16 protein-coding genes, 1 tRNA gene and 1 pseudogene are annotated in these 23,563 nt (G+C 69.4%); 10 read left to right on the top strand and 8 right to left on the bottom strand.

What is annotated here, in order from left to right; all coding sequences use genetic code 11:
• The first annotated feature begins 33 nt into the window (after positions 1 to 33).
• Positions 34 to 125 (top strand) — tRNA-Ser (locus G3A44_RS09965).
• Between the two features lie 312 nt (positions 126 to 437).
• Here the strand turns inward: G3A44_RS09965 and G3A44_RS09960 are convergent.
• Positions 438 to 764: a hypothetical protein gene (locus G3A44_RS09960; protein WP_163457370.1), complete on the bottom strand. Its 327-nt coding sequence runs from the start codon at positions 762 to 764 to the stop codon at positions 438 to 440.
• 187 nt (positions 765 to 951) lie between these two features.
• Positions 952 to 1,419, bottom strand: a complete 468-nt coding sequence (locus G3A44_RS09955) for a hypothetical protein (protein ID WP_163457369.1) — start codon at positions 1,417 to 1,419, stop codon at positions 952 to 954.
• Between the two features lie 73 nt (positions 1,420 to 1,492).
• Here G3A44_RS09955 and G3A44_RS09950 point away from each other — a divergent pair, with 73 nt between their 5' ends.
• From G3A44_RS09950 to G3A44_RS09920, 7 genes are all read left to right on the top strand, one after another.
• On the top strand, positions 1,493 to 1,906 hold the full coding sequence (locus G3A44_RS09950) for a hypothetical protein (RefSeq protein ID WP_163457368.1): 414 nt from the start codon (positions 1,493 to 1,495) through the stop codon (positions 1,904 to 1,906).
• A gap of 156 nt (positions 1,907 to 2,062) precedes the next feature.
• Positions 2,063 to 2,425: a DUF2946 family protein gene (locus G3A44_RS09945; RefSeq protein ID WP_163457367.1), complete on the top strand. Its 363-nt coding sequence runs from the start codon at positions 2,063 to 2,065 to the stop codon at positions 2,423 to 2,425.
• A gap of 163 nt (positions 2,426 to 2,588) precedes the next feature.
• Positions 2,589 to 3,899, top strand: a complete 1,311-nt coding sequence (locus G3A44_RS09940; protein WP_163457366.1) for a TolC family protein — start codon at positions 2,589 to 2,591, stop codon at positions 3,897 to 3,899.
• Between the two features lie 59 nt (positions 3,900 to 3,958).
• Positions 3,959 to 4,519, top strand: coding sequence for a hypothetical protein (locus G3A44_RS09935; RefSeq protein ID WP_163457365.1), 561 nt, complete (start codon positions 3,959 to 3,961; stop codon positions 4,517 to 4,519).
• Complete coding sequence (locus tag G3A44_RS09930) at positions 4,516 to 5,634, top strand: efflux RND transporter periplasmic adaptor subunit (RefSeq protein ID WP_163457364.1); 1,119 nt, start codon at positions 4,516 to 4,518, stop codon at positions 5,632 to 5,634. Before G3A44_RS09935 ends, G3A44_RS09930 begins: the two co-directional genes overlap by 4 nt.
• A 1-nt stretch (position 5,635) precedes the next feature.
• Positions 5,636 to 8,755: an efflux RND transporter permease subunit gene (locus tag G3A44_RS09925; protein ID WP_163457363.1), complete on the top strand. Its 3,120-nt coding sequence runs from the start codon at positions 5,636 to 5,638 to the stop codon at positions 8,753 to 8,755.
• A 49-nt stretch (positions 8,756 to 8,804) separates the two neighbouring features.
• A complete protein-coding gene (locus G3A44_RS09920) occupies positions 8,805 to 9,191 on the top strand; it encodes a hypothetical protein (RefSeq protein ID WP_163457362.1) in 387 nt (128 codons plus the stop codon).
• 61 nt (positions 9,192 to 9,252) lie between these two features.
• Here the strand turns inward: G3A44_RS09920 and G3A44_RS09915 are convergent.
• Positions 9,253 to 10,400 (bottom strand): annotated as a pseudogene (locus G3A44_RS09915) (IS3 family transposase).
• 467 nt (positions 10,401 to 10,867) lie between these two features.
• Between G3A44_RS09915 and G3A44_RS09910 the strand changes: the two are divergent.
• Entirely contained in the window at positions 10,868 to 11,620 is a 753-nt protein-coding gene (locus G3A44_RS09910; RefSeq protein WP_163457361.1) for a sulfite exporter TauE/SafE family protein, read from the top strand.
• 21 nt (positions 11,621 to 11,641) lie between these two features.
• Here G3A44_RS09910 and G3A44_RS09905 read toward each other — a convergent pair whose 3' ends face one another.
• From G3A44_RS09905 to G3A44_RS09890, 4 genes are all read right to left on the bottom strand, one after another.
• Positions 11,642 to 12,877, bottom strand: a complete 1,236-nt coding sequence (locus G3A44_RS09905; RefSeq protein WP_163457360.1) for a glycosyltransferase family 4 protein — start codon at positions 12,875 to 12,877, stop codon at positions 11,642 to 11,644.
• Between the two features lie 53 nt (positions 12,878 to 12,930).
• Positions 12,931 to 14,415 carry an HlyD family type I secretion periplasmic adaptor subunit gene (locus G3A44_RS09900; protein WP_163457359.1) on the bottom strand — a complete coding sequence of 495 codons (1,485 nt, stop codon included), beginning with the start codon at positions 14,413 to 14,415 and terminating at the stop codon, positions 12,931 to 12,933.
• Positions 14,412 to 16,184: a type I secretion system permease/ATPase gene (locus G3A44_RS09895; RefSeq protein ID WP_163457358.1), complete on the bottom strand. Its 1,773-nt coding sequence runs from the start codon at positions 16,182 to 16,184 to the stop codon at positions 14,412 to 14,414. The genes G3A44_RS09900 and G3A44_RS09895 overlap by 4 nt, the downstream gene beginning before the upstream one ends.
• A gap of 165 nt (positions 16,185 to 16,349) precedes the next feature.
• On the bottom strand, positions 16,350 to 20,255 hold the full coding sequence (locus G3A44_RS09890) for a calcium-binding protein (protein WP_163457357.1): 3,906 nt from the start codon (positions 20,253 to 20,255) through the stop codon (positions 16,350 to 16,352).
• A gap of 167 nt (positions 20,256 to 20,422) precedes the next feature.
• Here G3A44_RS09890 and G3A44_RS09885 point away from each other — a divergent pair, with 167 nt between their 5' ends.
• On the top strand, positions 20,423 to 22,399 hold the full coding sequence (locus G3A44_RS09885) for an aminotransferase class I/II-fold pyridoxal phosphate-dependent enzyme (RefSeq protein ID WP_163457356.1): 1,977 nt from the start codon (positions 20,423 to 20,425) through the stop codon (positions 22,397 to 22,399).
• Between the two features lie 40 nt (positions 22,400 to 22,439).
• Here the strand turns inward: G3A44_RS09885 and G3A44_RS09880 are convergent.
• The coding region (locus G3A44_RS09880; RefSeq protein WP_163457355.1) for a calcium-binding protein at positions 22,440 to 23,563 on the bottom strand (1,124 nt) is incomplete at its 5' end.

Below are 23,563 nucleotides of genomic sequence, written 5' to 3'. Positions count from 1 at the left end.
CGCTTAGTTGACCACGGCGAACATCGATTTCCAGGAGAGATGGCAGAGTGGTCGAATGCGCCGGACTCGAAATCCGGTATACAGGTACTCCTGTATCGAGGGTTCGAATCCCTCTCTCTCCGCCAAAATCAACCCCAAGTGCTTGTCGCACTTGGGGTTTTTTTATTTTCAGCGCCCCACGAACGGACTGCCCCGGGTGTTGCCGCCGGGGTGGTTTTGCGCTCTGCAGCAGCCCCGTGGCCACCCGAAGGTGCACCAAAACCGGCCCCGGACCCGGCGAGGGACCGTGGACCGTACGGTCCTGGTGGGCGGACCATGCAACGCTGGCTTGGCTTCTCGGCCGTCTGCACGGCGCGTCGGTTGCAGCGGCCCTTCACGCCAGGACCGGCAGTGGACCGCAGTCACCCGGGATGGCGCCAACCGCGGGCGACGGAGGCCTATCCGCGCCACTCAGGAGCATGTGTGGCGAGGGCCCTCGCAACCTTAGTCGGCCCGCCGCGCATGAGCATGACCAGCCACGGCGATCCCAGGCTCTGCCACATGGCCAACAAGCCGCGGCGGTACAGGTCCGCGAGGTCCTCCTCCCACTCCATCGGGTCACGCCCGAGCAGGCGACGAATCTCCGGCGTGAGTGAGATCGCGGGGGACTTCTGCGCAGCCAGCACCTGCGCCAGCCGGAAGGCGGTGGGCTGGGTCAACGCGGCGTCCATCCTCACGGCCGCCAGCCACTGGTTGATCGCCTCGGTGTCGTGCGGTTCGATCACGTGGGGCGGGCCTTTTTGGTGAAGTTCTGGGTGGTCATGGGCACATGCTCCTGTGGATGGTGGCTCATGGTCTTGTTGTTAGATCTGCCCGCGAGCGCCCTGCTCGCCCTGGCTCGGCCATCCACATGCCGGCTGTCAATCTGCCACCGTGACATTCAACTCTGGCGGCTCTGCCCTCCCGCGGACCTCACAACTCCACTTCCACAGCATCGACAGCGCCTGTCCGTGCAAAGGGGCGCGACCACGCCAGCTCACAGCGCTCATCCCAGTTGATGATGTTGGCCAGTTCGCCGCTCCAGAAGTTGTCCAACGGCACAGCCAGAGGCGGCAGCGCGGCCATCGGGCGCCCGTCCTCCAGCGCCACCACATCAGAGGGCGGCGGGTCACGTTGCGCCCAGGCCATCGTGTGCAGATCGACGCTGGATGCCCCGTCCAACAATCCCTCGGGCATCTCGATGCCATCGAAGGCGCTCTCGACCTCAAACTCCAGCGGAACGACGGCACCCTCGCAGGTCTGGACGATCCCGTCGACACGCACGCGCTTGAGCTCTCCGGTCGCAAGCAGGCGCTGCTTGTCCATCCAGACGACGGTCTGCGGGCAGGCCAGGTCGTAACCTTGCCTCGTCAGCCCGGCGAAGACGAACACGTGCTGCACGCGCAGGCCAGGGATAGCCCACAGGGAACGCCTGGACCAGCGACGTGCTCCCGATGCCGTCTTTCGTGCTTTCGTGGCTGCGCACGTTGAAGTAGTCGGGAATGATCTCGAAGGGGTCGCGCTCGTCCTCGTCGTAGGGAATCTGCGCGGCAGGGCGCACCGCCGGGCGCAGCACACTGCCGTGGTCCTGTTCCAGCGCCATGCGCAGGCGACGCACGTTCGCGGCATACCGCCGGCGCATCTGCTCTTCGTTCAGGGCGACCAGGGCGTCGAGGGCCTTTGCCGCGTCGGCGTCTGTCCACGCGCGAAGCGTGCCGTGCTGGTCATGCTGCAATTGCAGGAAGGCAAGCTTCTGGGCGAGGTCGAGGTTCTTGAACTTCTGACCGGGCTGAACGTGCGCCGTGGTGTTGATGGACTGGGTCCGATGTGCCTTCAGGCAGCTGGAACTACTGGTCTTCATGGTGATGCACTCCTTGCGCGGGGGTGAGCGCTTCGCCCCCCCACGCGAGTTCAGGTCAGGCCAGTGATCCGGCACCGAATAAACGCTCAGGTCCGGCGCATCCGTGCCGAAAAGCGGTGATGCCGGTCACGGCGCTCAGCGCGTGACCCCTGCCCGAACCCTGTAGCTGCTAGACTCTTCTCCATGCGCCGCTGGCTTGCCATCCTCATGCTCGCCCTGCTGCCGCTCCAGTTCAGCTGGGCGGCCGTGGCGGTGTACTGCGGACACGAGAGTGACCCGCAAGCCCAGCACTTGGGCCACCACGAGCACCAGCACACCGGCCAGGCCACTGCCGACCACGACAGTGCGCCGGCGGACCAGAGCGCGCCGGCCGGGTTCGACTTCGATTGCGGCCATTGCCACGGCACCTGTGCCGGCATGCCTGCACCGATGGATGAGACGACGCCGCTCGCCCTGACCTCGCATCCGGTCACACCGGTCGACGGCATCGTACGCACGATCGCGCAAAGCCCGCCCGAACGCCCTCAGTGGCTGCCCCTCGCCTGATCGGCGAGGCGGGTCTCTTCCCTTCCTGAAGCCCGTTCGCGCCTGCGCGCGCGCCTCCTGACGCATCGGTCAGTGGCGCCGTTCGAGGCCCGATCCGACCTGAGTCCCTCAGCGTCGCCTCTCGCCGATCTCCCGTGGGTTGTTCTCAACACTGGAGCATCGGATGCACCGAAGAAGATTTCCGGCTGCCGGGCGGTGGCCACACACTGCCCGCGCCACCCTGACCCTGGCACTGGCTGCCGCACTGACAGGCGGCCTGATCCAAGCGCACGCGCAAACAGCGGTACCGCCCGCAGCGCAGGACCCGCTGACCCTGCGCGGGGCCTTTGAAGCGGCATGGGCCCGCCAGCCTGAAGCACTGGCGCTCGCGACACGGCGGGATGCGGCACGCGCTCAGGCGCAGGCCGCCCAGTCGTGGACGCCCGAGCCTGTCGCCATGGAGCTGTCGACCAAGACGGACCGCCTGAACCGAAACGTCGGCACGCGGGAATACGAAGTCGGCGTCGCCATCCCGCTGTGGCTGCCGGGTGAACGCGGTCGCAGCCAGGCACTGGCCGACGCCGAAGGCCGTGCTGTCGAGAGCCGGACCACTGCGGCCCAGCTGCGCATCGCGGCCGCCGTGCGGGAAGCCTGGTGGTCCTGGCAGCGGGCACACGCGGAGCTGGAAGCCGCGCGCGGCCAACTGGAAAACGTTCGCCGCATCGCGGCCGACGTGGGCAAGCGCCTGAAGGCTGGGGATCTGGCCCGAGCCGACCAGCACCAAGCCGATGCCGCGGTGGCTGCGGCCGAAGGCGCCGTTGCGCAGGCAGACGGTGCGCTCACGGTCGCGCAGCAGCATCTTCGCTCGCTGACCGCCATGCCCGCCGTCGGCCTGGCCAGCGCCATGCCGAGCCAGGCCGAGCCCGAGCCGCCCACTCCGGCAACTGCCACGGCCGAGATGGACGACCATGCCGAACTGCTTGCGCTGAAGGACCGCGCAGCGGTCGCCGAGGGAGCGATCGCGCTGGCTGCCACCCAATCACGTGCCAGCCCGGAGCTGACGATCGCCGCCACCCGCGATCGGGGCGCCTACGGGGAGTCCCACAACCAGACCTTCACCGTCGGTGTGCGCATCCCCTTCGGCGCCGGACCCCGACACGACGCACGCGTGACCACTGCGCGCGCCGAAGCGGTCGAGTTGCAGGCGCAGATGGCGCTCGAACGTGCCCGCCTTGCGGGCGAACGTGAGGCTGCCCGGGCACGCGCCGATGCCGCGCGCGCGCAGCTCGCGGCCGCCGAACGACGCGCGGGGCTTGCGCTGGAGTCGCGAGGCTTCTTCGACAAGTCGTTCCGGCTCGGCGAGACCGACCTGCCCACCCGCTTGCGCATCGAGTCCGAGGCCGCGGACGCCGAGCGCCAGGCCGCGCGTGCGCGCATCGAACTCGCCGCAGCCATCTCGGCGTGGCGCCAGGCGCTGGGCCTGCTGCCGCAATGAGCCCGGCGTCCCGCACGAAACGAACGCGCCTTAGCGAACCCATTCAGGAATCCCACCCCATGAAGTCCACCCATCCGTTGGCCGTGCTCAGTCTCGCGGCCTTCCTGCTCGGTACCGGCATGCCGGCCTTGGCCGGCGAAGGCCATGACCACGGCGATGCAACACCCGTCGCCACCGGCAAGGCGTTGCCGCGATTCGCAGCCGTCTCCGAGACCTTCGAGCTGGTCGGCGTGCTCGACGGCAAGCAGGTCACGCTGTACCTGGACCGCTTCGCCGACAACACGCCTGTGCGCGGCGCGAAGATCGATCTCGAGATCGCGGGCGCGAAGTTCAGCGCACAGTCCCATGGCGACGACGCCTACGAAATCGTGCTGAAGGAAGCGCCGAAGCCCGGCGTGCTGCCGATCACCGCGACGGTGACGGCGGGCTCCGACGTCGACCTGCTGGCCGGGGAACTCGACCTGCACGAGGCCCCGCACGCCGATGACCCGGTCCACCAGCACTCGTGGAAGGAGTACGCCGGCTGGGCTGTCGGCGGCCTGGCCGCACTGGCGGTCGTGGTGCTCGGTGGCAGGCGCCTGATGGCGGCTCGCCAGCCGCAAGCGGGAGGTGCGGCATGAAGCGCGCCATCACGAACCACCTCGCTGGGCTCGGCGTCGTGCTGGCCCTGGCCGCCGTGTGGCCCGCACAGGCCGGCGAAGGGCACGACCACGGCGATGCCCCGGCCGCGCCGAGCGCCAACGGCCCCCAGCGGCAGCCCGATGGGAGCGTCTTCCTGCCCAAGCCCGCCCAGCGCCAGCTCGGCGTGCGCACGATGGTGACCGAGGAGGCCGAACTGCCGCGCTCGGTCGAGCTGAACGGCAAGGTGCTGATGGATCCGAACGCGGGTGGCAAGGTCCAGCCACTGAACGCCGGTCGCATCGAGCCCGGTCCGCGCGGCCTGCCCAGCCCTGGACAAGTGGTGCGCAAGGGCGACGTGCTCGCCTATGTCGTGCCGTCGGCGGCACCCATCGAGCGATCGAACCAGTCCGCGCAACTGGCCGAACTGCGTGCGGCCAAGTCGCTCGCCGACAAGCGCGTCGCGCGCCTCAAGGAACTGGCCGACACCGTGCCGCGCAAGGACATCGAGGCCGCCGAGAGCGAGGCAGCCAGCCTTGGCGAACGCATCGCTGCCGTCGGCGGCGGGCTGGCCACGCGCGAGGCGCTGGTGGCCCCGGTGTCCGGTGTGATCGCGTCGGCCCACGTGGTGGCCGGCCAGGTCGTCGATGCCCGCGAACTGCTGTTCGAGATCGTCGATCCGGGTCGCCTGCGCATCGAGGCCCTGGCCTTCGATCCGGCCCTGGGGGCCGATGTCGGCAGCGCCACGCTGGCGGTCGGCAATCAGCGCGTGCCGCTGGTGTTCGTCGGCGCCGCGCGCAGCCTGCGCGAGCAGGCGCTGCCGCTGGGCTTCCGGGCGCAGGGCGCAGCCCTGAACGGGCTGGCCGTCGGCCAGCCGGTGCGGGTGTTCGTGCAGACCAGGCAGAAGGTCAAGGGCATCCCGGTCCCCGTCGCGTCGCTGATGAAGAGCCCGGCCAACCAGACCGTCGTCTGGGTCAAGACCGCCCCCGAACGCTTCGAGCCACGCACCGTCACGACCGAGCCGCTGGACGGCCTGAACGTCGCCGTCACGTCGGGCTTGAAGGCTGGTGACCGCGTCGCCACCCAGGGCGCCACCTTGATCAACCAGGTGCGCTGACATGTTCAAGTGGCTACTCGACAACAGCCTGACGAACCGTCTGCTGGTGATCATCGCCAGCGTGGTGCTGATGGCCTACGGCGCGTTCACGCTGTCCCGTACCCCGGTGGACGTGTTCCCGGACCTCAACAAGCCCACCGTCACCATCATGACCGAGGCCGGCGGCATGGCCGCCGAGGAGGTGGAGCAGCTCATCACCTTCCCGCTGGAGACGACCATGAACGGTCTGCCCGGCGTGGAGTCCGTGCGCTCGACCTCGTCGGCCGGCCTGTCCTTCCTCTACGTCACCTTCGACTGGAGCACCGACATCTTCCGCGCCCGGCAGCTGGTGTCGGAGCGGCTGTCGTCGATGGAGGAGGGCATCGCCGAGGGTGTGGTGCCGCGCATGGGGCCGATCAGCTCGATCATGGGCGAGATCATGCAGATCGCGATTCCCGTCGATCCGAGCAAGATCAGCCCGATGGCCGTGCGCGAGTACGCCGACTGGGTGCTACGGCCAAGGCTGCTGTCGGTGCCCGGTGTCGCGCAGGTGATCCCCATCGGCGGCGAGGTGCGGCAGTTCCAGGTCCAGCCCAACACCGCCCGCATGGCGGAACTGGGTATCACCCACGAGCAGCTCGAAGGGGCGCTCAAGGGCTACTCGGCCAACACCTCCGGCGGATTCCTGGAGCTCAACGGTCGCGAGTACCTGATCCGCAACCTGGGCCGGACCTCGCGACTCGATGACCTGAAGAACCTGGCACTGACCTCCAAGGATGGCCAGCCCATCCTGATGCGCCAGATCGCCGAGGTGACCTTCGCCGCGGCGCTCAAGCGCGGCGATGCGGGCTTCGAGGGGAAGCCGGCCGTCATCCTGGGCATCCAGAAGCAGCCGACGGCCGACACCATCGCGCTGACCAAGTCCATCGAGGACGCGCTGGTCGGGTTGAAGGCTTCGCTGCCGGCCGGCATGGAGGCACCGCGCGTGACCTTCCGCCAGGCCAGCTTCATCGAGGCCTCGATCACCACGCTGCAGGGCAAGCTGATCGGCGCCTCGGTCTTCGTGGCGGTGATCCTGTTCTTCTTCCTGGGCACCCTGCGGCCGACCATCATCGCGCTGACGGCCATTCCCGTATCGATCTTCATCACCGCGCTGGTCTTCAAGTACTTCGGCCTGTCGATCAACACGATGACGCTGGGCGGCCTGGCGATTGCCATCGGTGGCCTGGTCGACGACGCGGTCGTGGGTGTCGAGAACGTGCTGCGGCGGCTGAAGGCCGACCGGGCCAACCATCCGCACAGCCGGCTGCACCCGATCGAGGTCGTCGCACACGCCACGATGGAGGTGCGCTCGGCCATCCTGTACGCCACGGTCATCATCGTGCTGGTCTTCATCCCGCTGTTCGCGCTGCCGGGGCTGGAAGGCAAGCTGTTCGTGCCGCTGGGCATCGCCTTCATCGTCTCGACGCTCGCTTCGCTGATCGTCTCGGTGACGGTGACACCCGTGCTCAGCTTCTACCTGCTGCCGCGGATGAAGAACCTGGACCACGGCGACACCAAGGTCCTGGCCTGGCTCAAGGCGGGCTACCGCAGCAGCCTGCAGGGCGTGCTGAACCGGCCCAAGGCCGCCATGGCGACCGCTGGCGCGGCGGTGCTGGTGGCCGCGGCCGCCGTGCCGTTCTTCCCGACGACCTTCCTGCCACCCTTCAACGAGGGCACGCTGCTGATCGGTCTGCGCCTGAACCCCGGCGTCACCTTGACGGAGTCATCCGCGCTGGCGCGGCAGGCCGAGGTGCTGGTCAAGCAGGTGCCGGAAGTGACGCACGTGGGGCGGCGCAGCGGCCGGGCCGAGCTGGATGAGCATGCCGAAGGGGTGCACGTCAGCGAGCTCGACGTGGGTTTGAAGCCCACGGCCGAGCTGACGCGCAGCATGGACGAAATCAAGGCCGACATCCGCGCGCGCCTGGTCAACCTGCCCGCGGCGCTGGAGATCGGTCAGCCCATCTCGCACCGTATCGACCACATGCTGTCGGGGGTGCGTTCGCAGATCGCCATCAAGATCTTCGGGGAGGATCTCGATGCGCTGCGGGGCCAGGCCGATGCCCTGCGCGCGAAGCTGGCCGCCATCCCGGGCATCGCGGACCTGCAGATCGAGAAGCAGGTGCTGGCGCCGCAGATCAAGGTGCGCGTCGACTACGCGGCAGCCGCGCAGTACGGCGTGCCGGCACCGCAGGTGCTGTCGGCGCTGCAGGCACTGGTCGAGGGCGAGAAGGTCACGCAGATCGTCGAGGGTGGCCGGCGCTTTGCGCTGGTCGTGCGCCTGCCCGACACGGCTCGGTCGGTCGAAGGCCTGGGCCAGATCCTGATCGAGACACCGAACGGCCGCATCCCGTTGTCGAGGATCGCGACGATCGAGGACGGCGACGGCCCCAACCAGATCAGCCGCGACGACGGCAAACGACGCATCGTGCTGTCGGCCAACGCGTCCGGGCGGGCACTCTCGGAGATCGTGGCCGACATCCGCAAGGTGGTCGCCGAGACGAAGCTGCCCGAGGGCTACTTCATCACCCTGGGCGGGCAGTTCCAGGCGCAGGAGGAGGCTTCGCGCCTGGTCGGCCTGCTGTCCATCGTGTCGCTGACGCTGATGTTCGTGGTGCTGTACAGCCGCTACAAGTCGGCTGCGCTGTCGGCGCTGATCATGGTGAACATCCCGTTGGCCCTGGTCGGTGCGGTGATCGGCCTTTGGCTGTCGGGCCAGCCGCTGAGCGTGGCGGCGCTGGTCGGATTCATCACGCTGGCCGGCATCTCGGTGCGCAACGGCATCCTCAAGGTCAGCCACTACGTCAACCTGATGCGTTTCGAGGGCGAGTCCTTCGACCAGAAGATGATCCTGCGTGGCTCGCTGGAGCGCCTGAGCCCGGTGCTGATGACCGCCCTGGTCACTGCGTTTGCGCTGGCACCGCTGCTGTTCGAGGCCGAGCAGCCCGGCACCGAGGTGCTGCACCCGGTGGCCGTGGTCATCTTCTCCGGGCTGATCAGCTCGACGCTGCTCGACACCTTCCTCACGCCGGCGATGTTCTGGCTCTTCGGTCGCAAGCCGGCCGAGGCGCTGCTGGACGACAAGGATGCCGAGGCCCTGTGACCACGTTCTGCCCGTCGTTGTTCCCATCCACCACCCTGAAAGGACTCCCATGAAGATGCACGCCGTTCTCGCCTCCGTCGCCCTCGCCCTTGCCGGTTCGGCCTTCGCCGCCGGCGACAAGCATGACCATGCCCATGAGCACAAGCCGCTGCATGGCGGCGTCGTGGTCGAGGTCAAGGACATGGACTACGAGCTGGTGGCCAAGCCCACCGCGATCCAGTTGTACCTGCGGGATCACGGCAAGCCTGCTGACGTGTCCAAGGCCAGCGCAAAGGTCACGCTGCTGACCGGCGCCGAGAAGCAAGAAGTCGAGCTGAAGCCGGCTGGCGACAAGCTCGAAGCCACCGGAAGCTTCAAGGTCGGCCCCGGCACCAAGGCCGTCGCGGTCGTGACCGTCGGCGGCAAGCCAGCCACCGCACGCTTCACCGTGAAGTGAACACAATGACTGCCCGCAGACTGACGTGTGCTGGGCTGCTGCCGGAATTCTGGACACCGACCTAAGCTCCTCGAGCTTGTTCGAACTGTACTGGGCTGACGTAGCCGATGGTCGAATGCCGCCGAGTCGGGTTGTAGAACCGCTCGATGTAGTCGAACACATCAGCCCGCGCCTCCTCGCGCGTTCTGTAGACCTTGCTCGCAACGCGCTCGGTCTTCATTGAACTGAAGAAGCTCTCCATCGCCGAGTTGTCCCAGACCTCGCCGGCCCGGCTCATGCTGCAGGTGATGCCCTGCTCCTTGAGCAGTTGTTGGAAATGCCCACTGGTGTATTGGCTGCCCTGGTCCGAGTGGTGCATCAGCGCCGCGGGTTTGCCACGCCGCCAAACCGCCATCATCAGCGCATCGGCCACCAACTGCGAGGTCATGCTGGCCTGCATGGACCAGCCCACGACCTTGCGGGAGTACAGGTCCAGCACCACCGCCACATACAGCCACCCCTCGGCGGTCCAGATGTAGGTGAAGTCGGCGACCCACTTCTGGTTCGGGGCATCTGCTTTGAACTGACGCTCCAGTAGGTTGCCCGCGATCTCACTGCGTTGCCCGTCGTCCTTGGGCAGACCACGCCGTCTGGGCCTGGCGCGCAGCGCCTGTTGCTGCATGAGCTTCTCGACCCGATGCAGGCCACAGTTCAAACCGCTGGCCAGCACGTCGCGCCAAACCCGGCGTGCACCCTAGGTCCTGTCGCTGCCCACGAAGCTTTGCCTGACCTGCTTGGCCAACACCTCGTTGGTCAAGCAGCGCTGGCTTTGCGGCCGTTCCAGCCAGTCGTAGAAGCCACTACGCGAGACACCGAGCGCCTCGCACATCACCACCACCGGCCAGATTCCTCGGTGCTTCGCCATGAACTCAAACCTCACAGTGAGTCCTCGGCGAAGTAGGCCGCGGCTTTTTTCAAGATGTCACGCTCCATCTTGAGCTTGGCCACTTCACGCCGCAGTCGCTCGACTTCGGCCTGCTCGGGCTTCATCACGCCTTTGCCAGGGAAAGCCTGCTGCGGGTCTGCCGCCAACTCCCTGATCCACGAGCGCAGCACCGTCTGGTGCACCTCCAGGTCGCGTGCGGCCTGCGCCACCGACACCCCGCGATCCTTGACCAGCTTGACCGCCTCGACCTTGAACTCTCGGCTGAACTGCCTTCTCGTTCCCATAAACCACCTCCGGTTCCTTCTTCTACCTTAACAAGGTGTCCGAAAAACCGGCAGCAGCCCACTGTCCCAAGCGTGCGTGAGCGTAGTCCGCTTGCGTGCAAGCTGCTCGGTCGGCACCCCGCAAACCCCCTGTGCACAGCGGACCACAGCACGCAGCCCGGCACTCAAGCGTGTCGGCCCGACCGTGCGGTGGACCAGAGATGCACCGCCCAACGGAATTCGCTGGGCCGTTGTGCGGGCATCGAGGACGTGCTCGACGGCCCTTAAGCCATGTCCCGCATGGCGAACTGAGAAATTTGGCTGACGCGCCGCTCTGCACAGGCGCAAAGGGCTCGAAATCCGGTATACAGGTACTCGTGTATCGAGGGTTCGAATCCCTCTCTCTCCGCCAAATTCGTGCACCGTCAGCAAACCCAGTTGATTCGTCATCTGGGCTTTTTGCTTTTTCAGCCCAGGCCACGGACCGCATGCCCGATCTCATCACCGATCCGCTGTTCTATGCCGTGGCGATACCGGCCGTGGTGCTGATGGGCATCTCCAAGAGCGGCTTCGGGGCAGGTTTCGGGGCGCTGGCGGTGCCGATCATGGCGTTGGCGGTGCCGGTGCCGCAGGCGGCGGCCATCATGCTGCCGCTGCTGGCGGTGATGGACCTGATGGGCCTGGCCGCCCTGGTGCGGCAGGCCGATCGGGCGCTGTTGCGGCTGTTGGTGCCGGCGGGGCTGGCGGGCATCGTGATCGGCGCCCTGTCCTTCGGGGCGTTGCCGGCCCAGGCCGTGGCGGGCGTGGTTGGGGCCATCACCCTGCTGTTCCTGGCGATCCGGGTGGTGTTTCCACCCCGTGCGGACGCGCCGAGTCCGCCACGCTGGCTGGGGGCGGTGCTGGGCACCACGGCCGGCTTCACCAGCTTTGTGGCCCATGCGGGCGGCCCGCCGTTGGGCTTCTACCTGCTGCCGCAGCGCCTGGCGCCCATCGTGTTCACCGCCACCAGTGCGGTGCTGTTCACCGTCATCAACTTCTCCAAGTGGGTGCCCTATGCCTGGCTGGGCCTGATCGACGGCCGCAACATCGCCACCTCACTGGCGCTCATGCCCTTTGCGCCGGTCGGCGTGTGGCTGGGCCTGCGGGTGGTGCGGCACATCGATCCGGTGTGGTTCTACCGGATCTTCCACCTGGGCATGTTCCTCACCGGCGTCAAGCTGCTCTGGGACGGCCTGCGCTGACACGCTTGGCCTGGCGCGGGCTCAGCCCCGGCCGGCCACGCGGTCGAGCAGGCGCAGGGCCTCGGGCAGGCAGACGGTTTGCAGGTCAAAGCGGTTGACCACCGTCTCGCGGGCGGCCTGACGCAACGGCGCCCAGCGCCCGGGCTGGGTCAGCGCCTGGGTGATGCGGTCCAGCAACGCGTCCTGGTCGAAAAAGTCCACCAGCAGGCCGTTGCCGCCGTCCACCACCACATCCTCCACCGGGGCCGTGCGGCTGCCGATGACCAGCGCGCCGCAGGCCATGGCCTCCAGCAGCGACCACGACAGCACGAAGGGGTAGGTCAGGTACACGTGGGCGGCCGAGACGCGGAAGATCTGGTGCAGGTCGGCATGCGGCACGCGGCCGGTGAAATGCACCCGCGCCATGTCCAGCTGGTCGCCGACCTCGTCCAGCATCACCTCACGCCAGCTCTTGCCGCTGGGGTGCCGGCTGCCGTAGCTCACCGCGTCACCGCCCACCAGGATGACCCGGGCGCCAGCGTGTTCGCGCAGCAAGCGGGGCAGGGCCCGCATGAACAGGTGAAAGCCCCGGTAGGGCTCCAGCCCGCGGGCCACGTAGGTGACGATGGGCTCGCCCTGACGGTAGGTGCGTCCCTCCCAGGTCCACTGCGCGCCGTCCTGCGGGGTGATGGCGCGGGTGTCCACGCCTTCATGGATGACGGAGATGCGCGGCAGGTAGGTGGCCGGAAAGCGGGACCGCTGCCAGGGGGTGGGCGCCACGCCCGCGCTGCAGTTCTCCAGGGCGGACAGGAACAGCGCGTTGCGCACGGTCAGCCGGCATTCGGTGTCCAGCGTGGCCGGGAACTCGGGGTCAAAGTTCACGTCGCCCCCGCGGGCGGAGAAGAAGAACTCCAGGTAGTTGACCAGCGGCACCCCGGGCAGCACGTCGCGGATGAACAGGCTCTCGCCCCAACCGGGATGGGCCACCACCAAGTCGGGCACCTTACCCTTCTTCTTGAGTTCCAGCAGGGCGCGGGCCACGGACTGGCCCCGGCGCACCTGGGTGTCCACGTCGCGCAGGTAGGCGTGGATGCCGCCAGGTTCCTTGGGCGCCTGCACCCCGTAGCCCAGCAGGCCGATGCCGGGGTGCAGGGCGGCGCAGCGCTGCAGGGCGGATTTCTCGACGATGCCCAGCACCTCGTGGCCTGCGGCCTGCAGCGCGCGCATCTGGTGGGTGAACTGGCCGGGCAGGTTCTGGTGGATGAAGAGGACGCGCATGGGGCGGGGGAAAAATGGTCGGCGGCGCGGGCGTCGAACGGCTTGTCAGCTGCTCAGCGGTCGCGGAAGGCGCGGCGGAAGTAGCCGGTCACCGGCTCCAGCAGAAAACCCAGCGGCGTGCGTTCGCTGACCTGGAGGTAGACCTCGGCGGGCAGGCCGGGCTGCAGCGGCAGGCCGCTGCGGGCCAACTCCTGGGGGGACACCTGGACCTGGGCCAGCAGGTAGGCCGCGCCACTGCGCGGGTCCTCCACGGCGTCGGCCGAGACGCGTGTGACCTGGCCGGCCAGCAGCTTCTCGCCCCGGCTGTGGGCGGTGACGATGTGCACCTCGGCGGGGGTGCCCGGCCGCACGTCGGCGCCGGTCTCCAGGGGGATACGGGCCTCGATGTGCAGCGCGGCGTCGGCCGGCACCAGGTCCACGATGGGCTCGCGCGGCCCCAGTGCGGAGCCGGGCGTGTTCACCCGCAGGTTCATCAGGCGGCCCGCTTCGGGGGCGAGCACCGTCTGGCGCTGCTGGTCGTCGCGGCTGGAGCGCAGGCGCTGCTCGGTGTCGGCCAGGCGCACGGCCACATCGCGCAGCTCGTCAGCGGCGTTCTGGCGGTAGGCCTCGCGCAGGCTGGCTTCGCGGGCGGCAAAGCCGGCCAGGCGCTGGCGGGCCTGGGCCAGTTCAGCGTCGTTGTTGAGCAGGCGGCTCTCGTAGTCGCTCACCGAGCGCTGCAAGGTGAGGATGCGCGCCCGATTGACGAACTGGGCCTGCTCCAGCTGCTGGTTCAGCCGCAGCTCCTCGCGCATGAGCGCGATGGCCTCGGTGGCGCTCTGGCGCTCGCGTTCGCGCACCTCGACCTCGCTGCGGGTGTCCTGGGCCTGGCGCTGTTCACCGGTGATTTGGGTCTCCAGGTGCTGGCGGCGGGCGGTGAAGGTGGCGCGTTCCTTGGCGGCCAGCTCGGACAAGGCCGGCACGCCCTTGAACTCGGCCAGCAGGGCGGCTGGCGGCGCCCAGCGGGGGGCACCCGCCAGTTCGGCCTCCAGGCGGGCGCGTCGCAGTCGGTCGGCGGCCAGTTGTCCCCGCAGCAGGTCCACCGAGGCGTCCACCCGCACATCCTCCAGCACCAGCAGGGGCTGGCCCTGGCTGACCGTCTGGCCGTCGTGCACCAAGATGCGGGCCACGGTGCCACCGTCACGGTGGGTGATGACCCGGCGGTTGGCCTCGACCTTGACCAGCCCCTGGGCCACCACACCGCCCGAGATGGGCGCCCACAGCGCCCAGGCGGCAAAGGCGCCCGTCCACAGGCCGATGATCCACAGGCCCCGGCGTCGTGCGGCTTGGGCGACCTGGTGCAGGGGAACGGGCGCGGCCGCAGGTCCTGCCAGGGCAGGGGGCGCCTGCGTGCCGGGGGCCGGCCCTAGGGGCGTTTCGCTGCAGGCGGGCGCGGGGGCGCCTGCGGCGTGCGGGGCGTCCAGGTTGGGGGGCGTGGGGGCCATCGGGTCGGCCAGCGCGGGGCCGGGTGTGGCGTTCAGCGGTGTTTGGGGCGCGTTCATGCGGCGGCTCCCGGGGTGGCGGGGTGGGCCGGGCCACGCAGCGGCGTGGCGGGCGCAGGGCGGGCCGACCCGGCGGCACCGCCTGGGCCGGCGGCGGCCTGGGCCTGCAACTCCTGACGGGTGGCCACCCGTTCCACCTGGCCGTTTTGCAGCACCACCAACTTGTCGGCCACCGAGAGCAGGCGCCGGCGTTGGGTGACGGTGATCACCGTGGCGCCACGGGCTTTCAGGCCCTGCAGGGCGCCCACCAGGGCCTCCTCGCCCTCGGCATCCAGGCTGGCGTCGGGTTCGTCCAGCACCACCACGGCCGGATCGCCAAACAGGGCTCGGGCCAGGGCCACGCGCTGGCGCTGGCCACCCGAGAGCCGGCGGCCGCCTTCGCCCACTGGCGTGTCATAGCCTTGCGGCAGGCGCAGGATCAGCTCGTGGGCGCCGGCGGCCTGGGCCGCGGCGATCACCGCCGCCGAGTGCGCCGGCTCCTCACCCTCGGTGAAGCGGGCGATGTTCTGGGCCACGGTGCCGGCGAACAGCTCCACGTCCTGCGGCAGGTAGCCCAGGGCGGCGCCCAGGCGCTGGGGGTCGAACTGCCGGATGTCGGCGCCGTCCAGGCGCACCGCGCCGGCGCTGGGGCGCAGCACGCCGACCAGCAACCGGGCCAGCGTGGTCTTGCCGGCGCCGCTGTTGCCCACCATGGCGACGATCTCGCCCGGGGCCACCTCAAAGCTGGCCTGGCGCAGCAGCAGGCGACCGCTCTCGGGCGCGGCATGGGTCAGGCCCTCCACCTGGATGCGGCCGCTGGGTCGGGGCAGGGTGGTGCCCACCTCGCCCTCTGCCGGCCGGTCCAGCTGCTGCTGCAGCCGCGCAAAGGCCAGGCGGGCCTCGGTCAGGGCGTTCCAGCCGGCGATGAGCTGTTCCACCGGCGCCAGGGCCCGGCCCAGGATGATGGTGGTGGCGATCATCACGCCGGGCGAAGCGCCCTCGTGGATCACCAGCCAGGCGCCCAGGCCCATCATGAGCACCTGCACCAACTGCCGCAGGGTGCGGGTGCTGGCGGTGAGCAGGCCGGTGCGGGCGTTCACCGCCAGGCTGCGGTCGTGCACGCTGGCGGTCTGGCCCGCCCAGCGCTGGCTCAAGGTCTGGCTCATGCCCAGGGCGGTCACCACCTCGGCATTGGCCACGCTGCGCTCGGCCCAGCGGCCGGCGGCGCGGGTATCGGCCAGGGTGTCGCTCAGGCCGGCACGCACCCGGCGCTCGTTGGCGGCGGTCAGGGCCAGCAGCAGCAGCGCGGCGCCCAGGGCCACCGCGCCCAGGCGCCAGTCAAAGGCGCCGATGAGCAAGATGTAGAGCACCGCCCAGGGCGCGTCAAACAGGCCCACCACCCCGGGGCCCGAGAGAAAGGCCCGCAGCTGGCCCAGGTCGCGCAGCAGTTCGCCGCTGGCGCCGGGCACCTGGCGGGCCGATTGCACGATGGCCTGCTGCAGCAGCAGCGGGCCGAAGCGCTGCTCCAGCGACATGCCCGCCACGGTGAGCAGCCGGCTGCGGGTCTGGTCCAGCAGGCCATACGCCAGCAGGGTCAGCGCGGTGATGACGGTGAGCATCACCAGGGTCTCCACGCTGCGGGTGACCAGCACCCGGTCGTAGACCTGCAGCATGTACAGCGACGGGGCCAGCAGCGCGATGTTGAGCACCAGGCTGTAGCCCGCCGCCCAGCGCAGCTGGGGCAGCAGGAAAAGGCGCAGGGCGCCGGAGGCTTGCGGAGACTGGGCCATGGAGCGAGATCGTGGTGACGCGGGACGGGGGCCTGCCTGGACAGGCCCCCGCGCAGGGCGGTCGGCCAGCGTGCCGGCCGCCCCTTATTTTGGGTGCAGTCCGACTCAGGCTCCGGCCGGGGCCTCGGGCGACAGGCGACGGGCGGGCCGCCCGTGCCGCCCGTCTCAGACGCTGAACACCAGATTGGGCAGATCGACCGTCACCGTGCCACTCAGGGTGGCCAGCAGCGTCAGCTCGCTGGCGCTGACGGTGGCGTCGCTGTCTGCCGACTGAAACAGGTACACGCCGGTGTCGGTGCCGTCGTTCACCACGAACACGCGGGCATCGCTCTGGACGAAAGCGCCATCGGCGCTGCCAAGGAAGTCGGCGGCGTCTTGCGCCGCCAGGCTGGCGGCAGCCTGGCTGAAGATCACCACCTCTGCCTGGCTGGAGAAGCCCTGGCCCTGCGCCTGGACGGTGCCACTGTCCACCACGGCGTCGCCATTGCCCAACCGCAACGTGACTGCATCCAGGGCCAAGACGGCCTGCGGGTGAAAACCCGTGACAGTGTCGTGGCCCCCCGTGTCGTTCAGGACAACGGTGTCTGGCTGGCCGTCCCAGAGCTGGATCAGGTCTGACCCGGCACCACCCACCAGGGTGTTGCGGCCCTCCCCGCCCGACAGGGTGTCCTGCCCGGTGCCGCCGGACAGCAGGTCGTCCCCGTTGTGGCCGACCAGCAGGTCATCGCCTTCGGCGCCGGCCAAATCGTCGCCGAAGTAGGAGCCGTCGATGCGGTTGTTCAGCGCGTTGCCGGTGATCTCGTGGCGGGCTCCGCTGCTGTCGAGTTCCACGTTGTCGATCCCCTCGGGCAGGACCCAGTCGAAGTCCAGCACGGCGACCGTGTCGTGCCCACCGATGTCGGTCAGCAGCGCCGGGGCGCCACTCAGGTGGTAGTCGTCATCGCCCAGGCCGCCCTCCAGGGTCATGCGGCCGGCGGACGCTTCTTGGATGATCAGGCGGTCATTGCCTTCGCCGCCATCGAGCCATTGGGCGCCCGAGGCGCCATAGCGGACGTACAGCTGGTCGCGGCCGTCCCCGCCAAGCAAGGTGTTGTTGCTGCACTCGACCCGCAGGATGTCGTCTCCGCCGCCACCATCCAGCAGATTCGCTCCCGAGTACTCCTCCAGCTCGTCGGCGCCGTCTCCGCCGTAGAGGGAGTCGTCCCCGCCCATGCCGTAAAGGCTGTTGCCGATGCTGTTGCCCCAGAGTTGGTTGTTGCCCTGATCGCCCGTGGCGTTCATCGGGTACATCGCGTGCGCGCTGACGGGGTGGAACCAGACCTCGTGCAGCCGGACGTTTTCAATGCCTGGCCAACTGTGTAAGTTGAGGTTGATGCCAAACAGCTTGCTCACGATGGTGTCCTCGCCGCCATCGTCAATCACGATGTCCACGTTGTCGTCGACCACATAGGTATCGTTGCCCAGCCCGCCCCGGAGGGTGTCCTGGCCCAGACTGCCGTCCAACGTGTTGTCACCGTCGGTGCCGACGATCAGATTGTCCAAGGCGTTGCCGATGCCTGTCTGGGCGCCGTGCGTGAGGATCAGCGTCTCCACACCCACGCCCAGGGTGTGATCGACGCTGGCCTGCACGGTGTCCTGACCGCCGGCGTCCCATCCCACCAAATCGCCGGTGTCGTCGGCCAGGTACAGGTCATTGCCCAGACCCCCGTACAGCAGGTCGGCGCCAGCGCCGCCGTCCAAGGTGTTGTCGCCGTCATTGCCCTGGATCAGATTGGCCAGTGCGTTGCCGGTGCCGGACAGGGACGCGCCACCGGTCAGTTCCAGGACTTCCACGTCTTCACCCAGGGTGTAGCTGGCGCTGGCGCGCACGGTGTCCTGCCCCCCAGCGTCCAGGACCTGGTCGTCAGCGGTGTCCACGATGAAGAGATCGTTGCCTGTTCCGCCGTCCAGCGTGTCGGCGCCGGCACCGCCGTCGAGGGTGTTGGCGCCGTCGTTGCCGGTGATCCGGTTGTCCAGCGTGTTGCCGGTGCCGGTGAGGTCATCGTTGCCGGTGAGCACCAGGTTTTCCAGGTCCGCGCCCAGCGCCCAGGCGACGCTGGCCTGCACCGTGTCGTCGCCGTCACCGCCGCGCACCTCCTCGGCGGTGTGGTCGACGAAGAGGAGGTCGTCGCCACTGCCGCCGTCCAGGGTGTCGGCCCCGGCGCCGCCGTCCAGGGTGTCGTGCCCGGCGTCGCCCTGCAGCAGGTTGTCCTGGGCATTGCCGGTGAGCTGGTTGTCCAGGGCGTTGCCGCGGCCGGTCAGGGCCGTGCCCGTCAGGATCAGGTTCTCGACCTGGGCCGCCAGGGTCCAGGCGCCGCCGGCCACGCCGTAGACCACGGTGTCGCGACCTTCGCTGGTGCGCTCCACCACCAGGTCGTCGTCATCGTCCAGCGTGTAGATGTCGTCACCACCGCCGCCGATCAGCAGGTCGACGCCGGCCTCGCCGGCCAGCGTGTCGTTGCCGGTGCCGCCCTGCAGCACGTCGTCGCCCCCGTCCCCCTGCAGCAGGTCGTGGCCCTCCAGGCCGCTGAGCAGGTTGTCTCCGGCGTTGCCGCGCAGGTGGTTGTCTCCCGCATGGCCGGTGCCGGTGACGGCCGCACCGGTCAGCTGCAGATGCTCCACGCCGCTGCCCAGGGTCCAGTCCACGCTGGCCTCTACCGTGTCCTCGCCCTCGCCGACCCCTTCCTCCACCACGTCGCCCGTGTCGTCCACGCGGTAGAGGTCATCGCCCAGGCCGCCGGTCAGGGTGTCGCGCCCGGCGCCGCCGTCCAGCAGGTTGCCCACCTCGTTGCCCTTGAGCTGGTTGTCCAGCGCGTTGCCGATGGCCTGGTAGGCGGTGCCGGTGAGCACCAGGCGTTCCAGGTGCTCACCCAGGGTGTAGCTGACGCTGCTGCGCACCTTGTCCCAGCCCTCGCCGGCCCGCTCGATCACCTGGTCGGCGGTGTCGTCGACCAGGTAAAGGTCGTTACCCGCACCGCCCACCAGGGTGTCCACGCCGGCGCCTCCGTCCAGCACGTTGGCGCCGGCGGTGCCGGTGAGGTGGTTGTCCAGGGCGTTGCCGGTGCCGCGCAGGGCCGCGCTGGTGAGCACCAAGTTCTCCACCGCTTCGGCCAGGACATGGCTGACGTTGGACTCCACCGTGTCCGTGCCCTGGCCGGCCAGCTCCACCACCTCGTCGGGCAGGCCGCGCAGCCGGTAGTAGTCATCGCCTTCGCCGCCCACCAGGGTGTCGTGTCCGCCGGCGCCTTCCAGCGTGTCCCGTCCCGCGCCCCCGGTCAGCAGGTTGTCCTGGCCGTTGCCGGTCAGCAGGTTGTCCAGCGCATTGCCCGTGGCCAGCCGGGCGGTGCCGGTCAGCACCAGGTCCTCCAGGTGCTGGCCCAGGGTGTAGTCCACGCTGGCCCGCACGGTGTCGTGGCCGCGGTCCGCACTCTCCTGCACCAGGTCGCCCACGCTGTCCACCCGGTAGGTGTCGTCGTCGGCGCCGCCGCTCAGCAGGTCGTCCCCCCGGCCGCCGTCCAGGGTGTCCCGCCCCGCGCCGCCGGACAGGGTGTCGGCTCCGTCGGCGCCCCACAGTGCGTCATGGCCGCCGAGGCCGAGCAGCACGTTGTCCAGGGCATTGCCCAGCAGGCGGTTGTCCAGGGCGTTGCCGGTGCCGTTGAGGGCGGTGGCCGAGGCGGTCAGGCGCAGCTCCTCCAGGGCCTCGCCCAGTGTCCAGTCCACGGCGGCCACCACCACGTCATGGCCCTGTCCGGCCTGCTCGACCAGCTGGGTGGTGGTGGCGGTCACGCGGTAGAGGTCGTTGCCGGCGCCGCCGACCAGGGTGTCCAGGCCACCGCCGTCGCGCAGCTGGTCGTGGCCCTCACCACCTTCCAGCAGGTCGTTGCCCAGCCCGCCATCAAGCCAGTCATCGCCACCGCCACCCTGCAGCCAGTCGTCGCCCAGGGTGCCGTGCAGCACGTCGGCGGCCTCTGTGCCGGTGCGGGGCGTGCCGGGGAGGGCTTGGGGGGCGTGGGGAGCGGTCAAGGTTCGCATGGGCGTGGCCTGGCAGGAGAAGGGGGGGGCGCGGGCGCCGCGGAGGGCGCCAAGGCCGCGGATGCGGCGCACTCTAGGCAGGCTGCGTTGATGCCGCGTTGAATTCCCGGGCCGGGCGGGCCGCTCCTACACTCGCCCCACCCTTTGTTCTGGAGTGACGTTCATCCATGACAGCACCCCTCACCCGCATCCTGGTGGTCAGTGCCGATCCGGCCTGGCGCCAGCAGGTGGCCGCCGGCCTGACCGAGGCCGCGCACCGCCTGGCACCGCATCCTTTTGTGCTGCATCCCTTGCCCAGCGCCCCGGGCGACGAGGCCCTGCGACATGCCCTGAGCCCGCAGGCGGGTGAGGACCTGCAGGGGGTGCTGATAGACCACGGCGCTGGCGGTGACGCCGCCGCGGGTGAGCAGGCGGTGGCCACCGCCCAGCGCCTGACACAGGCGCGGCCCGAGCTCTCGCTCTACATGGTGCTGGAAGACGACGCCGCCAAGCTGTTGGTGGAACGCCTGGCCAGCGACGCGGTGGACGGCTACTTCTTTCGTGACGAAGCCGACCTGGCGGGCTGGTGCCGCATCCTGGCCGCCGAGGTGGCTGAGAAGTCGGCCACGCCGTTTTATGACGCCCTGCGCCGTTACGTGGCCCAGGCCAAAGACAGCTGGCACACGCCCGGCCATGGCGGCGGGGACTCGTTCAAGGCCAGCCCCTGGGTGGGCGACTTCCATGACTTTGTGGGCGAGGAGCTGCTGCGGGCGGACCTCTCGGTCAGCGTGCCGGCGCTGGACTCGCTGATGCACCCCACCGGCGTGATCGCGCAGGCGCAGCGGCTGGCCGCGCAGGCCTTTGGCGCGCGCAAGACCTACTTCGCCACCAATGGCACCAGCACCTCGAACAAGGTCATCTTCCAGACCCTGCTCACGCCGGGCGACACCCTGCTGCTGGACCGCAACTGCCACAAGAGCGTGCACCATGGGGTGATCCTCTCGGGGGCGCGGCCGGTGTACCTGGACTCGTCGGTCAACCGGCGCTTTGGCCTGTTTGGCCCGGTGCCACTGGCCACGCTGCGTGCGGCCATCGCCGCCCACCCCGAGGCCAAGGTACTCATCCTCACCAGCTGCACCTATGACGGCCTGCGCTATGACCTGCGTCCCATCGTGCAGATGGCGCACGCCGCCGGCATCAAGGTGATCGTCGACGAGGCCTGGTACGGCCACGCGCGTTTTCACCCCGGCCTGCGGCCCACCGCGCTGGAGTGCGGCGCCGACTACGTGACCCAGAGCACGCACAAGGTGCTTTCGGCCTTCTCTCAGGCCAGCATGATCCATGTGAACGACCCGGACTTCGACGAGCACCTGTTCCGGGAGAACTTCAACATGCACACCTCCACCAGCCCGCAGTACAACCTGATCGCCAGCCTGGATGTGGCGCGGCGCCAGGCGGTGATGGAAGGCTTTCGGCTGCTGGACCGCAGCCTGCAGCTGGCCGCCGAACTGCGGGAGAAGATCAACGCGACCGGCGCCTTCCGGGTGCTGGAGCTGGCCGAGCTGCTGCCCGAGGCCGTGCAGGGCGATGGCATCCGCCTGGACCCGACCAAGCTCACCATTGACCTCTCGGCCAGCGGCTGGGGGGCCGACGAGCTGCGCGAGGAGCTGATCAGCCGTTTCAACATCCAGGTGGAGAAGAACACCCACAACACCCTGACGCTGCTGCTGACCATTGGCACCACCCGCGCCAAGGCCAGCCGGCTGTTTGACGCCATGCTGCGGCTGGCCAAGGAGCGCCGCACGCCCTTGAGCTACGGCCGCATGCCCGAGGCGCCGCGCTTCTCGCGCCTGGCCTGCCTGCCGCGAGACGCCTTCTACGAGCGTGGCGAGCGCCTGCCGGTGCTGGACGACAGCGGCCAGCCCAACCCGGCGCTCAATGGCCGGGTGTGCTGCGACCAGATCGTGCCCTACCCGCCGGGCATCCCCGTCTTGGTGCCCGGGCAGGTCATTGAGCCGGCGGTGGTGGCCTACCTGGCGCGCCTGTTGCAGACCCAGCGCAGCATTGAGCTGCATGGCCTGTGCGAGGCCGATGGCGAGCTACGCCTGCGCGTGCTGCGCGAGGCGGAACTGGCGCGGCTGCCGGCGCTGCAGACGGACGCCTGAACGGCCGGCCGGGCTCCGCCAGCGCCCCGGCCCGCAGCGTTCAGCCCAGCAGGGCCAGGTCGGCCGCACCCAGGCCGGTGCTGCCCGCCAGGGTGGCCAGCAGGGTCAGCTCACTGGCCTCCACGGTGGCGCCGGCATCGGCGGCGGTGAATTGGAACAGCGCGCTGTCCGCGCCACCCCGCACCAGGAACAGGCTGCCCTGGCCCATGGCGTAGGCGTCGTCGGCGGCGCCCAGCCACGCGGCCACGGTCGCGGCGTCCAGGTTGGCGCCAAAGTCATGGTCCACCAGCACCAGCTCGCTGGCGGCGGCAAAGCCGCCGGGGCCGGCGGTGGTGGCCACGTTTTCCAGCAGGGTGTCGCCGTTGCCCACCGTGCCCTGGGTCTGGTCGATGACCAGGTGGTCGTCGCCCGCTGCAAAGCCCGCCACCCGGTCGGCGCCGCTGGCGGCGCCCAGCACCACGGTGTCGCTGCCGGCGCGCAGCTCGATGTAGTCCAGACCCGTTCCGCCCACATAGGTGTCGTCGCCCAGCGCGTCGTAGAAGCGGTCGTCGCCGCCCCGGCCCTCCAGCCAGTCCTGGCCCTCGTCGCCAAACAGGCCGGCATCACTGCCCTCGGCGCCGATCAGGGTGTCGTCGCCCAGGCCGGCGTACACCGCGGTCCAGGACCACACATGGCTGCTGCCCAGCGTGATGTGGTCGTGGCCGGCGCCGGTGCTGAGGTAGTCGTCAAAGCCGCCGCCGTTGGTGACGATCACGTCGTCGCCTGAGCCCGTGGTCAGGCAGAAGGCCTCAAAACCGGTGATCGTGTTGCCCTGAACCACCTGTGTGGCGCTGGGGTCGGAGAAGTCGGCGACGATGGCGGTGGTGGCGCTGGACCAGTCGGCATAGAGGCGGTCGTCGCCGGTGCCGCCGACCAGGGTGTCATCGCCGGCGCCGTCGGTCAGGGCGTCGTTGCCGGCGCCGCCGTCGATGGAGTCGTTGCCGGCTTCGCCAAAGAGGTTGATGTCGGTGCCGCTGCCGCCCAGGAGGGTGTCATCGCCCTCGCCGGCGTAGACGTTGCCCCAGCCCCAGACGTGGCTGCTGCTGACGGTGATGTGGTCGTTGCCGGCGCCGGTGCTGATGTAGTCGTCAAAGCCCGCGCTGTTGGTCAGGACGATGTCGTCAC

Source organism: Ideonella livida, from assembly GCF_010499455.1.
In the GTDB taxonomy this organism is placed as follows: Bacteria; Pseudomonadota; Gammaproteobacteria; order Burkholderiales; family Burkholderiaceae_C; genus Ideonella; species Ideonella livida.
Note: the sequence above shows the minus strand (reverse complement) of the source record. Positions and strands in the feature narration are given on the sequence as shown.